This window comes from uncultured Odoribacter sp., from assembly GCF_937966165.1.
GTDB lineage: Bacteria > Bacteroidota > Bacteroidia > Bacteroidales > Marinifilaceae > Culturomica.
In genome coordinates, this window is the sequence record NZ_CALCLB010000012.1 from 338843 (window position 1) to 355328 (window position 16486).

Genomic DNA, 16486 nt, shown 5'->3' on the forward strand with positions numbered 1-16486 from the left:
TTTTTAAATCCAATACCATGTTTCTGGAAAAAGCTTATAAAGGAAGGAATAACTGGACATTGTATGTCCTTACCCTTCTCATTGTCTTCGTTGCCATACAAATAGCAAGTCTGCCGCTGGCTCTGTATCTGCTGATACAAAACCCGGAAGCAGCCATGCAAGGAAATATCGGTCCCCTGACGTCCACAAATACCGGTCTTGCCCTTACTTTATTCACTTTTGCAGGTGGCTTTGTAGCTTTGTTCGCCTGCATTCGGTTCCTGCAAAAAAAAAATTATCTGGACATTGTCACCGGTCGTTCGAAATTTGACTGGAAACGCCTGGGTTTCGGAGCGGCGATATGGGGTGTACTCACGCTGATTACTTTTGCAATCACCATTTTATCTTCGGACAATTCGGATATCCTGTTTCAGTTCGATCCGGTGAATTTCTTTATACTCGTCATTATTTCCCTGATTTTCCTTCCTATACAAACAGCCTTTGAAGAAATTCTTTTCCGGGGCTATCTGATGCAAGGAACGACTCTCCTTATTAAATCCAAATGGATGGCTTTTCTTTTAATCGCTATCCTTTTCGCGTTAATGCATATCAGTAATCCCGAAATCAAAGCTTTCGGTGTAGAAGTAGCCCTTCCCCAATACCTTACTATGGGACTGATACTGGGTTTTGTTGCCATAAAAGACGACGGACTGGAATTAGCTATCGGATTACACCTGGCAAATAATTTTCTAGCAGCCGTGATGTTTACTTCGGACGCTTCTGCCCTGCAAACCCATGCTTTATTCAAAGATCTGCATCCGTCAGCTTCCTATCTGGATACATTGATTATGTTAATAGCCGGTGTCATTTTTATTGCTATTTGCAACTGGAAATACCGGTTTCTTAAAGACGAAATTCATCCTATTGAATAAAATCATTATCTTTACCCGCAAATTTAATCTAAAACTTAAAATAATTTTGAAATGAGAAAAACCGTACTTTTAATGTTTAGCCTGTTGCTGGCTTTCGCAACCGTTGCAACAGCAGGTAACAGCAAGAAAAAGAAAAAAGAAGAAGAAAAACAAGGTTATCAGTTTACAGAACTCAGACGTTTGCCTGCAACTTCCGTAAAATCTCAGGACAGAGCAGGTACTTGCTGGTCCTGGTCGACCATTTCCTTACTGGAATCAGAAATGATGCGCCTCGGTAAAGACAGTGTCAGTTTAGCACCCATGTATATTGTGTGGAATACTTATAATGAAAAAGCCGATAAATACGTCCGCATGCAGGGTTGTATGAATTTCGCACAGGGAGGAGCTTCTGCCGATGTAACCTGGGCAATCAAAAACTACGGTATTGTTCCTCTGGAAATCTACAGCGGATTAAATTACGGAGAAAATGTACATGTTCATGCTGAATTGGATGGTGTACTCGGTGCTTATTTAAGAGTTATCGTATCCAATCCGAACAAAAAACTCAGTACAGCCTGGAAAAAAGGATTCGACGGTATTTTAGATGCCTATCTGGGTGCAAAACCGGAAAAATTCACCTTCCGGGGACAGGAATATACCCCCATGTCCTTTTATCAGTCTACCGGCCTGAATATGGACGACTATATAAGTCTCACTTCTTTCACTCATCATCCTTTCTACACAAAATTTGCTTTGGAAGTTCCCGACAATTGGATCGGAGAGGAAAGTTACAATCTTCCCCTGGATGAATTGATGGATGTTCTGGACAAAGCTATCGACAAGGGATATACTTTTTCCTGGGGATCAGATGTTTCTGAAGTCGGATTTTTGAGAGACGGCATTGCGATTATCCCGGATATTGAAAACACAGAGACCAGTGATGCAGAAATTGCAAAATGGGTAAAAATGAAAAAAGAAGACAAACAAGCTAAATTATTGGAGAAACCGGGAAAAGAAAAAACCATTACGCAGGAAATGCGCCAGGAGGCTTTTGACAATTTTCAAACCACGGATGATCATGGTATGCATGCCGTAGGAAAAGCCGTAGACCAAAATGGAAATAAATATTTTATCGTAAAAAATTCCTGGGGAGATTATAACCAATATCACGGTTATTTATATGCTTCTTATCCTTTTGTAGCTTACAAAACGACTTCCATTATGATTCATAAAGATGCTCTTCCTCAGGCATTGAAAGATAAATTAGGCATTAAATAATTTACAGCATATGAGTTTAAAAAGGTCGTCATACGTTATATGACGACTTTTTTTTACCTTTGCATACCGATAAAGGAGAATTGTAGTTTTCAGAACTGCTATCAGATGCCTGAAAATATTTCCTGTTTCAGGAATATGCTGTTCTTCGGTCCTTTGAAAATAAACGAAGTAAGAAAATAATAAATCTAATTATAAATACAATTTATATGAATCAGGCAATTGAGATTAAAAAAAACATTTTCTGGATCGGGGTAAACGATCGCAGAACCCACCTATTTGAAAATTATTGGCCTCTTCCCAAAGGCGTAGCTTATAATTCTTATGTCATCGTAGACGAAAAAGTAGCTGTCATCGATACTGTCGAAAGAAGTCGTATGGACGACTATCTGGAAAGCCTAGAGGCAACCTTAAACGGAAGAAAAGTAGATTATTTGATTATCAACCATATGGAACCGGATCATTCCGGAGCAATAAAAGCCCTCCTCTGTCATTATCCGGAGCTGACCCTGGTGGGCAACAGTAAAACTTTTCCCATGCTGGAAAATTATTACGGCATTCACACGAACTTACTGGAAGCAAAAGAAGGAAGTTGCCTGGATCTCGGAGAACAACAACTGAATTTTTATATGGTACCTATGCTCCACTGGCCGGAAACAATGGTTACCTATTTGCCGAAAGCACAATTACTGTTCAGTGGGGACGTATTTGGAGCTTTTGGTACCTTAGACGGCGGAATTTTCGACGATCAGTTAGACCTGGATTATCTGGAAGAAGAGATCAGCCGTTATTATTCCAATATCGTAGGGAAATACGGCATGCCCGCACAATCTGCACTGAAAAAACTAGGAGGTCTCGCGGTCAGTACAATTTGTGCCACACACGGTCCCATCTGGCGGAGTCATATTCCTGAAATCATAGCGAAATACGATAAATGGAGTAAATACGAAACCGACGAAGGCGTCGTCATCGCTTTTAGCAGTATGTACGGACATACTGAAAAAATGGCCGATCTGATCGGGCGTTTCCTGGCAGAAAAAGGGGTCAAAAAGATCAGAATACACGATACGTCCAAGACCCATCCTTCTTATATGATCAATGATATTTTCCGTTACAAAGGAGTTATTTTAGGAAGCTGTTCCTATAACGGGGGAATTTTCCCAACCATGGAAACCCTTTTAAGTGAACTGGAAAATATAGGTGTCAAAAATCATTATCTGGCGTTCTTTGCCAATAAAACCTGGGCAGGAGGTGCACTTCCCCGTTTTACTCAATTTGCAGACAAAATGAAATGGGAAATCGTAGCTCCGCATGCCGATGCTTCCGGCTCTCCCAAATTTCAGGATGTAGAAGATTGCCGGAAAATAGCTTATGCCATGGCCGAAAAATTAAAAGAATAACTTCTACCGGGATACGGAAAAATAATGAGAGGGAGCTTTCCGGCTCCCTCTGATTGATTAATGGATATAAAAGAATTATCAAATATTAATACCTATTCCTACCCAAAAATTCCGGTTATGTAGTTTTCGTCCCTCAGAACCTCCTCCCCCAATCATTCCGATATCCGTCTTAAATTGGGTAGTGAATATATCAATCAACCCCCAATCATACCCTAAACCGATAAAAAATTTACCGATGCACAATCCCCCGGATACAGACATTCCTGCATCAAATCTCTTAAAATAATCCTTGTCTCCGTATACATCTATATTTTCCGACCTATTCTCTATTTTGCCCCCTACCCCGCAGGCAACATAAGGTCCTGCTCCGACATGCAACCGAAGCTTTTTTCCCAACTCCGGCCGGAAAGCAAACTGAATGGGAAGTTGTATATAATTGATATTGAATTTGACTTCATCCGTTATTAACTTATTTTTCATCCCCAGTGTAGTAAAATACAAACCCGTCTCCAGCGATAAGTTTTTTACAATTCCCGTTCCCAACACCATTCCAACCCGGAAACCCGGTTTACTTTTATAATCCAAATCAGCTCCGGCATCTGACTTCTGTACTGCATGGGATATGTTTAATCCCCCGCGGAATCCCCAATAGAAATTTTCCTGTGCCAACACTTCTCCGGAAATACCGATAAGAATCAAAATAAAAAATAAAAACCTTCTCATAACATACAAAATTTATTTTTCCTTTTATAAAAATTGATTTACAGCTCACACCTGCATTCCTGTTACCACACACGAGCGAATCCGATTGTATCCGTCTGCAAGCAGTCGTGTACAAACATAAAAAATTATTTAAATTTATACAATATTTTTAATATAGTTTAAAAAATAAATTTTACAAAAAACGGCTGATGTTTCAATCTCGGAAATTATTCCAGAGAAAACATCCGGTAAGGGGATGCTAAAAAAGCATACAACTTCCCTTCCGGGGCAACGGCCAAACGTCTTATCCCTCGAAAGGACTGAACATTTTACTGTTCCCCTAATTTAAAATGACAAATTCGTTTTATTTACACAAGTACAGGATTCAACTATCAGCCTATCAACAGAAATATACAAAATAATACTTTCCGGCTTTCCTTTCAGACAGTTGCATACACCTAAAAAACCGAATCATGGGGGCCTCATTCCTGCCCGGTTCCGGCATTTTTCAAATATTCATCCATATAACGGGCGGCCCGTCGTCCATCTCCCATTGCCAGGATAACGGTGGCTCCTCCCCTTACAATATCTCCTCCGGCATATAATCCAGGAATATTAGATTGCATCGTATTTTCATTCACAATAATCGTCCCTCTCCTGGAAACTTCCAATCCGGATACGGAATGCGGAATAATCGGATTTGGAGATACTCCTACTGCCACCACTACAACGTCCGCATCTATCCGATAATCGGACCCCTCTACCGGTACGGGGCTCCTTCTTCCGCTTTCATCCGGTTCCCCCAAAGCCATTTTCTGCACTTTTACCTGCCTGACTCTCCCTTGTTCATTGACAATATATTCAACCGGATTCGTCAAAGTAATAAACTCACATCCTTCCTCTTTCGCATGTTTTACCTCTTCAATACGGGCAGGCATTTCCGCTTCGCTACGCCTGTAAACGATAATGGCCCTTTCTGCCCCTAAACGTTTCGCTGTACGTACAGAATCCATAGCCGTGTTTCCGCCTCCTACCACTACTACGTTTTTCCCGCGGAAAACCGGCGTATCTGCATCTTCCTGATCAGCTCCCATCAAATTTACCCGCGTCAGGTATTCATTCGAAGATAATATTCCGTTCGCATTTTCCCCCGGTATATTCATAAAACGGGGTAATCCTGCTCCGGAACCGACGTAAAATCCCTTAAAGCCTTCCGCTTTTAAACCTTCTATCGACTCAGTCAGTCCCACAATAAAGTTAGTCACAAACTTCACCCCCATTTTCCGTAAATTGTCCACCTCCACATCTACTACTTTATTCGGTAAACGGAATTCAGGGATCCCATATTTTAATACGCCTCCTATTTCATGTAAAGCCTCAAAGACAGTAACATCATAACCCAATTTCACCATATCCCCGGCAAAAGATAAACCCGAAGGTCCCGACCCGATTGCAGCCACCCGTATACCATTTGAAGCAGCTACCGCCGGTACAGCTATTTGCCCGGATTCCCGCTCATAATCGGCGGCAAACCTTTCCAAATAACCGATAGCTACCGGTTCTTTCTTCAGTTTTTGTATATAAAAACACTTCGCTTCACACTGCTTTTCCTGGGGACATACTCTTCCGCAAACAGCCGGCAGAGCACTGGTCTGTTTTAAGATAGCTGCAGCTTCTCCAAATGCTCCCCTTTCAATATGCTTGATAAAACCCGGAATATCAATTCCAACCGGACACCCTTCCATACAGGTCGGATTTACGCAATCCATACACCTCTTAGCTTCCAACAAAGCCATTTCCCGCGTAAGTCCCGTATTCACTTCCAAACGCTGGCTCTTTATCCTTTCTGCCGGTTCCAATTCCGGCATCTTCACCCGTCCGATACCTGTCCTTTCTTTTCCCTTCACTTCTTCCCGGAGTTTTTTTCTCCAATCTGTATTCCTGTCACTTACAGCCATATCTCAATTTATTACTAACTTCTATTTTATTGCTCCCCTCATTCCGGCCTTCCATTCTTTCTATCTTTTCGGAAATAAGAGGTCTCTTTAATTCCTTTCCAAATTTCCTTCCTTCTGTACTTCTTCCCTATTCCCGTACAGGAGAAAGTTACAGATGACTCATTTTCTCCGTTTCTATATTTTTATACCCGCTTAACCGCGACATCATCTCATCGAAATCTATTTGATGCGCATCAAATTCCGGTCCGTCTATACAAGTAAAGCGCGTCTTCCCTCCTACTGTCACCCGGCAAGCCCCGCACATACCCGTACCGTCTACCATAATAGCATTTAAACTTGCAATAGTGGGAATAGCATATTTCTTTGTCAACAGCGAACAAAATTTCATCATGACAGCAGGCCCGATCGTCACAGCCATATCTATTTTTTCACGTCCAATCACTTCTTCCATACCTTCTGTCACCAAGCCTTTCCGCCCGTAACTGCCATCGTCCGTCATAACGATCACCTCATCAGAATACCGGCTTATCTCTTTTTCCAGAATAACCAACTCCTTCGTCCGGGCAGCAATTACCGAAACAACTCTATTCCCCGCTTCTTTAAAACCCTGCACAATAGGCAATAAAGGCGCTACTCCGACCCCTCCCCCACAAGCCAGTACAGTACCCACCTTTTCTATATGCGTTGCCTTTCCCAAAGGACCAACCAAATCCGTAATGTAATCACCTTCTTCCAACTCACACAATTTTGTGGAAGAAACCCCCATTTTCTGAATAACCAAAGTAATACTTCCCCTGCGAATATCGGCTTCAGAAATCGTCAATGGAATCCGCTCTCCTTTCTCTCCAACCCTTACGATTACAAAATTCCCCGGTTTACGGGCCTTCGCAATTAAAGGAGCTTCTACTTCCATTTGCACCACCCTGTCCGAAAAATACCTTTTCTTCAGTATTTTATTCATAGCTTTAGACTTACAAGTTTACATTGAAAACGATATACCCTTAAAATTCCATCCTTATTCCGCTCTTCTTTTCAACAGAAACAGCAAAAAATATTCAGCAGGGTATAGGTTTAAAGACATACAAAAATAATCGCTATTTCTAACTGATCAAGTCTTTTGCTAAAATTTAAACAAAAAAATTTAATTTTGCAGGAGAAATCAACTTAAATAAGACTATTCCGTTATTTATAAAAAGAACATTATTCCATGAGCAATAAAAAAGAAAGAATCAATATCGTTTATTCCACTAATCCGGATTTTAAATACGAATACGAGCAAGAGGCTGCTTTAGAAACACTTTCTCCCGAAAAGCAGCATCTGAAAGTCGTTCTCGACACGAAACAAAGGGCAGGAAAAACCGTTACCCTCGTTCAAGGCTTTGTCGGCACAGAAGAAGATTTGAAAGAATTAGCTAAATTGCTTAAAAACAAGTGCGGGGTCGGAGGGACGGTCAAAGACGGACAAATCCTCATTCAAGGAGCATTCAAAGACAAAATATTGGCAATCCTCCACGATCATCACTACCGTACCCGGTGACAAGGGGACGGTTCTTTTGTCACCTAATTAATCCCATTTTGCGAAGCAACAAAGAAGCATTCATATTCCGGCTGATTCCGGCCTTTAATTTATAATCATACTGAATATTCTCGTCTGTCGAAATAATCTCAAAACAATAATTAAAAAAATGATCCGGATATTTTTCAGCCAACTCCCCCAAAGCCAAATCGTGGGTAGCAACCATCCCGGAAACCGGCAATTGAATCAAACGTTCCAGAAACTTCACGGATCCGTAAAGTTTGTCCTGAGAGTTTGTCCCTTTCAGCATTTCGTCTAAAATAATAAAAAGGCGATCCGTTTGTCCGGCCTGAGCTACCAATTGTTTTAAACGCAATAATTCCGCATGAAAATAGGATGTGCACCGGGCTAAATCATCTGTAGTCCGCATACTGGTAAACAGCTCCATCAAACCAAATTCAAATTTCCGGCTGCAAACAACATTTCCGGATAAGGCCAACACTAAATTTACTCCTATCGTTCTTAAAAATGTACTTTTACCCGCCATATTTGCCCCGGTAATAATAAAAAACTCATGCATATCCCGGACCGAAAAATCATTTTTTACCCCCCCGTTTTTCCCCAGTAAAGGATGGCCTATTCCTTCCGCCGTCAGCCATTTCCCCTCTTTTAAAATCGGAATCGTATATTCCGGATGGTTAAAATAATAAATGGCCATACTGACCAATGCATCTATTTCGTTTATAGCCCCCATCCACTTAAAAACGGCACTTCCGTATACACACTTCCAGCGATCTAAGTTCTTAATGACATAGAACGTATGTGTATACAATCCATTTACTATTGTACTTACTAAAAAATTGCCCCGCTGTTCAAAGCGATTTAATTGGGAATTCAATACAGCAAAAGCCCTTAACGCTTCCTGTTTTTCGCCCCCCAACCGCTGCTGTAAGTCTTTTAGACGCTTCGACTGAAACGGAATTTCCTCCATGTGACGGATCAAATGCAAATAAACAGCCGTTACCTGCATAAATCCGTCCAATTGTTCATTATAAAGTCCCATACGTTTCAAATGCAAAGCTACCCAACTCAATTGGACAAGGGATAATACTAAAGCAAAAATAAAAGGGATATAGGAAAACAACACTGCTATCCATGCTCCAACAGTCAGAATATTGCTAAAATATATATACATCCAAACGGACCGATGGGAAAAATAAGGCTTCACATTCAACCATGTATTTAAATCCAGAGGTTTACCCTCCGCCTGCGAATACAACCGGCCTTTTACCCGGAATTCGTTACACCAATCCGGCAATGCGGCTAATTCTGCTACCGAATCCTGCCTTTCTTTTATTTCCTGAACCGTCCGGGAAGGAGAAAGTAAGTATTCCGCTAATTTGTCTTTTCCTCCGGGAAGAACGGTCCTGTTCATTTGTTGAAAAAGCGAATTATCCCCCAAAATATCCAAATCTGTCGCATAGGGATGATTTTCCCGCATATATTCTTTGCCCGTCGGAAGTCCCTCATACTCTTCTTTTAAATAGTTCAATTCAGTCTGATAACAAATCCGGGCAATTTCATACTCCTTTATCCGAACCACGACTTTATTGTCCCAAACGGATAAAATAATAAACAGGATCAGACAACCTATCTTGACAGCCAAAATTTCCCAGACTGCTGTTGTCGCAAAAAAATATATCCCGATACACATACCGAGAAACAGTATAATTTTTCCCAGAGTTATCCCATTCCGCTTCTTCTTTACTGCTGCTAAAGCTTGTTGTATTTCTGTTTGTTTTTGACTGTAAAATTCTTCGGGCCTCATCCTATTTCAACATTTTGGTGACAGGGGGACGGTTCTTTTGTCACCATTTTTCATTTCATTTTTTCTTTAACCGATACAACAATCCCCGTCCGAATCCGCTAATACGCGCAAGTTGCCTTACACTTGCATTTGTTTCCTGTCCTATGTATCTTACAAACTCCACTCTTTCTTCTTTTTCCATTTTACCATAATTTCTCTCTCCCAACGCCTTCTGCCATAACCGGATCAAATCATAATCAGAAATACGTTTTTCTATCTCCAATTTATTGGTATCGGCAATGATTTCTTTTTCCTGAACAAATTGCAAAAATTCCTCTTTATTTCCAAAAAGCAATTCTATCGGCATGCTTTCCATCCAGGTTTTCCTTTTACTGTAATAGAAAGAAAAACTTCCCCAGGGGTAAGAAGAGATATCCTTACAAATCCCCGCTTTTAAAGGATTCTGCAAAATATACCTTACACACCGCATCAGATAACCTTCTTCTTCTACCGGTTCACTTTTAAAACGATCCAAAAAAAGCCAGCCTTTACGATCGTATTTCCGATTATACCATGCAACAAAACTCACCGTTATTTTTTTCATATAAAGACTTAAATCGGTACTTTTGACTAACAGATGCACATGATTATCCATTAAACAAAAGCAATAGATGGTAAAATGTTCATCAGAATATCTTTCCAATCGCTTTAAATATTCCTCATAATCCTCCCGCTCGTAAAAGATAATCTGTTCGCCCTGACCCCGGGCAATAACATGATATATCCCTGTAACTGATGTCTGACGCGAATTTCTGGGCATATTACGGACAAGCCTTTAAGTTATGTAAATTTAAGGCATTTTTTAATGAAAATCAACATGACTTTTTCCGGGAAATTGCAGCAGGTGACAAAAGAACCGTCCCCTTGTCACCAAAAGAGCCGCACAGGGCGGCTCTTACAGTATTTGCTATATCCATAGCGGATTATAACCATTTTACCAAAGCAAAGTCTTGCCGATGAGGCAGTAACGAATTTTTAGGATAAATACGCAGAGCTAAATTGAGCACTCCGGGGGCATCGGCCGTCACATCTATATGATAGGTCGCTTTCCCGTCTTCCTGGGATACAGGTGTAAAATCGTATTTTTCGCGGATGACCAAACGGTCGTTTTTCTGTTCGGCAGCCACCAATTCCACTCCTATATCTTCCATAGACAGCTCTCCGATCTCCAACGTAACTTCTCCCCAATAAGACTTACCCAAAGCGATAATTTGTTTGGAGCGATTGGGAATATCCAGGCTGACCACTTCAATGTTATCCCATTCACGTGTAACTTTCTTTTTCCATTCCGCAATTTCCGTTGCCATGGCAAAATCATTTGCAATCATTTGGTGATAACGTTCCGACATCGGAATATAATATTGATTCTCGTAATCAATTAACATCCGGTTGGTTGTAAAATTAGAAGCAACTTTAGCGATAGTATTCTTAATATAACTGATCCATTTAGGAGACATGCCCGCGTTATTTTTATCGTAAAAGAGCGGAGCGATATCATCGTCTATGATATTGTAAATCATTTCCGAATCCAGTTCATCCTGGAAAGATTGATTTTCATAGGTACGTTCCATGGGGAGCATCCAACCGGCATCGGGACGATAACCTTCCACCCACCAACCGTCCAACACACTAAAATGCATTACTCCGTTCATGGCTGCTTTCTCTCCACTGGTTCCCGAAGCTTCCTGAGGACGTGTAGGAGTATTCATCCACACATCCACTCCCTGAACCAGATTCTTTGCCAAATCCATATCGTAATTCGGCAGGAACAAAATTTTTCCGATAAACTTGGGATGTTTAGATATTTCGACGATCCGTTTGATCAAATCCTGCCCGGCTTTATCTGCAGGGTGGGCTTTCCCGGCAAAAATGAATTGTACAGGATGCTGGGGATTGTTTACAATCTCGTCCAGGCGATCGAGGTTACGGAAGAGCAGATGAGCCCGTTTATAAGTAGCAAAACGGCGTGCAAACCCTATCGTTAGAATATCGTCCCGCAAAGTATCATGTATTTCGATCACCTGACGGGGAGTAAAATAAGAAGCCGTAAGTCCATCCGTCAGCATTTTCTTGACGTGATCGATCAACCGTTTTCTCAGTTTATTCCGTACTTCGAATACAATTTCATCCGGTACTTTATAAATTTCTTCAAAACACTTTTTATCATAGTGGTGGGTCTGAAAAGCTTCCCCAAAAATAGAAGCCTCTATTTTCTTCCATTCCGGGGCTGTCCAAGTCGGGTAATGCACTCCATTTGTCACATAACTGATGTGCAATTCTTCCGGTAGATAACCCGGCCATAATCCTTTGAAAATATCCCGGCTTACTTCACCATGCAGCCAGCTTACCCCATTCACTTCCTGAGACAAATTAGCAGCCAGGAAGCTCATCGAAAATTTCTCATTCGGATCTGCCACATTGATTTTTCCCAAACCCAATAACTGTTCCCAGCTAATCTTCAGACGATCGGCAAAATGAGAAATATAAGTACGGAGCATATTTTCAGAAAAGAAATCATGTCCGGCAGGAACAGGAGTATGAGTTGTAAAAAGAGAAGAGGCTCTTACCACTTCTATTGCTTCAGCAAATGACAATCCCTGCTCTGTGATATACTCTTTCAGTCGTTCCAAACCTGTAAATGCAGCGTGACCTTCGTTACAATGATAAGTGGAAGCATCTACTCCTAATTTCCGTAAAGCCTGTATACCTCCGCATCCCAGCAACAATTCCTGCTTCAAACGGTTCTCCCAATCCCCTCCATACAAATGGTGGGTAATCGAGCGATCTTCCTGAAGATTATCTTCAAAATCCGTATCCAGCAGATACAACTCAATACGTCCGACATCTACTCTCCAAATCCTCGCATATACATTACGTCCCGGGAATACCAGACTTACGGTAAGCCAATTGCCATCCTTATCGCGTACAGGTGTCACGGCAATTTTCATAAAGTCCTGCGCTTCATACTCGGCTTCCTGATCCCCCATAGCCGAAAGCTTTTGGGTGAAATAACCATACCGGTACAGCAACCCAACCGCTGTAATTTTAGTTCCCTTATCACTGGCCTCTTTCAAATAATCCCCGGCTAAAATACCCAGGCCTCCGGAATAAATCTTTAAAGAAGTATGCAATCCATATTCCATACTGAAATAAGCGACTCCTGCCCCACTCATCTGTTTCTTCCCCTCCATATAAGTCTTAAAGTGAGTATAGACTTTCTCCAGACGTCCTACAAATTCCGGATCATTTTCCAATTCCTTATAACGGCTCAATGAAATCTTATCCAGCAAAGCTATCGGATTATGCCCGCAAGCCCGCCACTGCTCAATATCAATACTTCTAAACAATTCCCGGGCTTCATCATTCCAACACCACCACAAGTTTTTGGATAATTCTTCCAGCGCTATCAACTTTTCGGGAATAGAACGATGAATCATGACACTGATCCAATGAGGAGTATTCACCGAAAGTTGTTTTTCAATATACGACACTTGTTCATTTAAAGCGACAGGCATCTCCTTCAGGCGTTCATTTACCTGATTTAAAGCAATTTCATAAGCTTTTTTATAATAAATAATCAGATTATCCCATAAAGCAATACGGGAAACGTCTTTTGCATTCTCCTTGTATTGTACTACTTCCTGTTCATTCAGTGTCGTAAAACTTTTAATCCGGTCAGCGATAGAACCAATCACATAATCACTATTTCCGTCCTCCCGGTGAATAACATCTATTCCCGGATGTTCCATATTATAATGCTCTTTAACCCACAGACCAAAACCGGCTAAAGTTGTCGTAATCGTAGGGACCCTAAAAGCCAGACTTTCCAGAGGAGTATATCCCCAGGGTTCATAATAGGAAGGGAAAACAGTCAAATCCATGCCGATTAACAAGTCGTAATAAGGCATGTTGAAAACGCCGTCATCCCCGTTCAAATAACAGGGCACAAAAAACACCTTTACCGGATCGTTTTCCCCGTTATTTAATTTTTGTGACCGGATACTATTCATGACCGGATCGTGCATTTCATCGGATAAATAGTGGGTCAGATAAGAACTTCCATTGACAGTATCCTGGGGATATTCCAAATTATGTAATAATTCTTTGTTCGGACCATTCTGACCGGCAGGCACTAACACAAAAGCCAAAACTTCTCGGTTGATACCATTATTCCGGTTTAGACGTCCCAACGCTTCAATAAATACATCAATTCCTTTATTTTTAAATTCATACCGTCCACTGATCCCGATAATCAAAGCGTTTTCGCTTACCGGACGTCTCAGCAAAGCCTGAGCGACCTGCATAAATTTTTCCCTTCCGGCATTTCTTTTCCCTTCGAACTCTGTATCCTTAGGAGTAAAAACATTTTCAAAACCGTTAGGAGTAACAATATCTACATCCGTGTCCAGAAAATGGGAACATTCAGTAGCTGTGATCTCACTGACTGTAGTAAAACAATCGGCATTATGAGCTGCTGTCTTCTCCAAAGACTGTTTTGAGACTACATTAAAGCGGCGGGCTAACTCTTCCGGCACATAATTTTTCATCTCACTGTATAAGGGTAAATTATTCCCCGCTACACATCTTCCCAAAACCGTAGCATGTGTAGTAAATACACAACCTACCTGAGGCATAGCATATTTCAGATATAAAAGTCCGGTACCGGTCATCCATTCGTGAAACTGGGCAATAATACGTTGCCGCATTGTCGTATTAAAACGGACAAAACTTTCAATAACTTTTCCCGACGCATATCCAAAAAGAGCCGGTTCGATATAGTCCCATTGCCCACTGATAGAGTCCAGCTTATATTTTTCCCAAAATGAAGAAAAAATGGCGTCTTTTTGTGTAATAAAAGTAGTAAAATCTACTAAAATCACCACCGGCTCCCCTGCCACGTTCCACCGTCCCACTTTAATACGCAAACCTTCCTGAGCGGCCCTCACCCTCCAGGATTTAAATAAACGGGGATCATCAATAAATTCCGGATTCTGTTCGGTATACCTCCAGACATCCGGCCCGATCAGAATATGGCTATTACTATACTCTTTCACCATATTCAAAGCCTTCGTAGAAATTACGGTGTGTATCCCTCCGACTTTATTACAAACTTCCCAACTTACCTCAAACAAATAGGCAGGATTCTTCAATTTATTGTTATCCATAATATTATATTTATACAAAAGTGCGCGCAAAGATACGAAAAAAATAATTTGAGGTACAGTTAAAATACATAAAAAACAGACCTGACCTTCCCATCACTTTATCCGCTCAAGCGAGCTTTTATTTCCAATTTTGACAGCAGCTGATAATTTGACTTTATGTGTATTTTCTGTTTTATAAAGGGAAAATTAATTTTTACTGCTTTATAAAAAACACGAAGTTTACGGATTCCACTGATTTCAGTTTATCCGTAAACTTCATCTATTATTCATTCTGCTGATATCATTTATTTTTTAGTAGTCCTCCGGGTTCCTTTTGCAGATTTATCTGTACGGGCGCTTTTAACTTCCGTTTCAATCTTTTCATTTTCTGCTGTACGGGCTGCTTTCAGAGATTTCTGTTCCCGAATTTCAGCCTGCACCGTCTGGACTTCAGCCATCACCTCTTTTTTACCGGTTTTTGCTTTTTTTACTTCTTTTTTCGGTTCTTCTTTTCCTTTTTTCCCAGGCTTTGATAAATTTTCTGTTTTTTCATCCACCTGGGCAATAAAATCACTCAGGACATTCATGTAATTAATAAAGGCTTCGTAAGGAGAATCATAAGGAGTAAAATATTGGTGTACAATTCCATCTGAAAATAATTTCGTACACATATAATAAAAATGGTCGCTGGCTTGCAAGCACTTATAATCGTAATTGATTTTCGGTTCGTCTAAAACCTTCACTTTATCGCGCATTTTATACAGCTCTTCAAAAGCTTCCATCTGCAATTCATTTCCCAACCACGCTGTCAGGTCTCTTTCTTCATCTGCCCAGGAGATAGGGAAAGGCACGTTTAAAGGAGCCACCGGCTGATGTTTGGCAACTACTTCACGGGGAGTAAGAAATTCAAAGGCAGCAGTCGAAAGTACCTGCTCCGGTAAACTCCTCATAAAGGCAAATATACCGGTTTCTTCCTGCTGGTGCTCACCAAAAGTCTCATAATCCATAAATAAATTAATGACATCCTCCTTCTGAACAGCCTCAGTCAGCCATCCCGTATATTTTTCCGCAGTAAGGGGCCATTCTCCCCAGGATCTGTCAGAAAAGCGGAAAGCGATATCATCGCTTAAACGGAAATTTTTCAGTAACAATTTCAATTTCGGATTCAGGGAATTGGTATAGACGTAATTCGGGCTCTTCCAACCCAATATGTGTTTGGCCCCTTCCGTCAGCATAGTTGTATATCCCATATGAGCTACCATTTCTCCAATTTTATCGGAATAAATAAGTTCCGTATTCCGGAAAGTTACGGGAGTATAGCCAAATAATTTTTTTATCAGTTCTGCGTGTTGTTTTACCTGATTATTGAACTCTTTTTCATTTGCCAAACTTGCCAATGAGTGTGAATACGTCTCCGCCAAAAATTCCACACAACCTGTTTCCGCCAAAGCTTTAAAACTATCAATTACTTCCGGAGCATATTTTTCAAATTGCTCGATAGCCAAACCTGATATAGAAAAACTCACTTTAAAATTTTTTCCGTACTTTTTGATCAGCTCCAGCATCATCTTATTTGCTGGTAAATAACATCTTTCAGCCACTTTCCGGGTAATCGTCCGATTGGCAAAATCATCATAATAATCATGGCTTTTACCTATATCGAAAAAGTGATATTTTCTTAAGCGCACCGGCTGATGAACCTGAAAATACAAGCATAATGTCTTCTTATCCATA

Annotated in this window: 10 protein-coding genes and 1 pseudogene; 4 read left to right on the forward strand and 7 right to left on the reverse strand. The window is 40.8% G+C overall.

What is annotated here, in order from left to right; all coding sequences use genetic code 11:
- Nucleotides 1-17: 17 nt before the first annotated feature.
- From Q0465_RS05190 to Q0465_RS05200, 3 genes are all read left to right on the forward strand, one after another.
- Entirely contained in the window at nucleotides 18-911 is an 894-nt protein-coding gene (locus Q0465_RS05190; protein ID WP_298613728.1) for a CPBP family intramembrane glutamic endopeptidase, read from the forward strand.
- Between the two features lie 51 nt (nucleotides 912-962).
- Complete coding sequence (locus Q0465_RS05195) at nucleotides 963-2168, forward strand: C1 family peptidase (RefSeq protein ID WP_298613730.1); 1206 nt, start codon at nucleotides 963-965, stop codon at nucleotides 2166-2168.
- Between the two features lie 206 nt (nucleotides 2169-2374).
- Entirely contained in the window at nucleotides 2375-3565 is a 1191-nt protein-coding gene (locus Q0465_RS05200; RefSeq protein ID WP_298613732.1) for an FprA family A-type flavoprotein, read from the forward strand.
- A 78-nt stretch (nucleotides 3566-3643) separates the two neighbouring features.
- Here the strand turns inward: Q0465_RS05200 and Q0465_RS05205 are convergent, their stop codons facing one another.
- The 3 genes and pseudogenes from Q0465_RS05205 to Q0465_RS05215 all read right to left on the reverse strand — a co-directional run bounded on the left by Q0465_RS05205 (nucleotide 3644) and on the right by Q0465_RS05215 (nucleotide 7186).
- A complete protein-coding gene (locus Q0465_RS05205) occupies nucleotides 3644-4288 on the reverse strand; it encodes a porin family protein (protein WP_298613734.1) in 645 nt (214 codons plus the stop codon).
- A gap of 461 nt (nucleotides 4289-4749) precedes the next feature.
- A pseudogene (gene gltA / locus Q0465_RS05210) lies at nucleotides 4750-6210 on the reverse strand (NADPH-dependent glutamate synthase); the annotation flags it as partial.
- A 163-nt stretch (nucleotides 6211-6373) separates the two neighbouring features.
- On the reverse strand, nucleotides 6374-7186 hold the full coding sequence (locus Q0465_RS05215) for a sulfide/dihydroorotate dehydrogenase-like FAD/NAD-binding protein (RefSeq protein WP_367274301.1): 813 nt from the start codon (nucleotides 7184-7186) through the stop codon (nucleotides 6374-6376).
- Between the two features lie 246 nt (nucleotides 7187-7432).
- Here Q0465_RS05215 and Q0465_RS05220 point away from each other — a divergent pair, with 246 nt between their 5' ends.
- Nucleotides 7433-7762: a translation initiation factor gene (locus Q0465_RS05220; RefSeq protein WP_298613736.1), complete on the forward strand. Its 330-nt coding sequence runs from the start codon at nucleotides 7433-7435 to the stop codon at nucleotides 7760-7762.
- 19 nt (nucleotides 7763-7781) lie between these two features.
- Here the strand turns inward: Q0465_RS05220 and Q0465_RS05225 are convergent, their stop codons facing one another.
- From Q0465_RS05225 to Q0465_RS05240, 4 genes are all read right to left on the reverse strand, one after another.
- Nucleotides 7782-9569 (reverse strand): DNA mismatch repair protein MutS, encoded by a 1788-nt coding sequence (locus tag Q0465_RS05225; RefSeq protein WP_298613737.1) that lies wholly within the window; start codon nucleotides 9567-9569, stop codon nucleotides 7782-7784.
- A 55-nt stretch (nucleotides 9570-9624) separates the two neighbouring features.
- On the reverse strand, nucleotides 9625-10368 hold the full coding sequence (locus Q0465_RS05230) for a transposase (RefSeq protein WP_298613739.1): 744 nt from the start codon (nucleotides 10366-10368) through the stop codon (nucleotides 9625-9627).
- 163 nt (nucleotides 10369-10531) lie between these two features.
- The gene (glgP, locus tag Q0465_RS05235) at nucleotides 10532-14773 is read right to left on the reverse strand and encodes an alpha-glucan family phosphorylase (protein ID WP_298613740.1); all 4242 of its coding nucleotides are present in this window, start codon (nucleotides 14771-14773) and stop codon (nucleotides 10532-10534) included.
- A gap of 284 nt (nucleotides 14774-15057) precedes the next feature.
- Nucleotides 15058-16485, reverse strand: a complete 1428-nt coding sequence (locus Q0465_RS05240) for a glycoside hydrolase family 57 protein (protein WP_298613742.1) — start codon at nucleotides 16483-16485, stop codon at nucleotides 15058-15060.
- Nucleotide 16486: the final 1 nt, after the last annotated feature.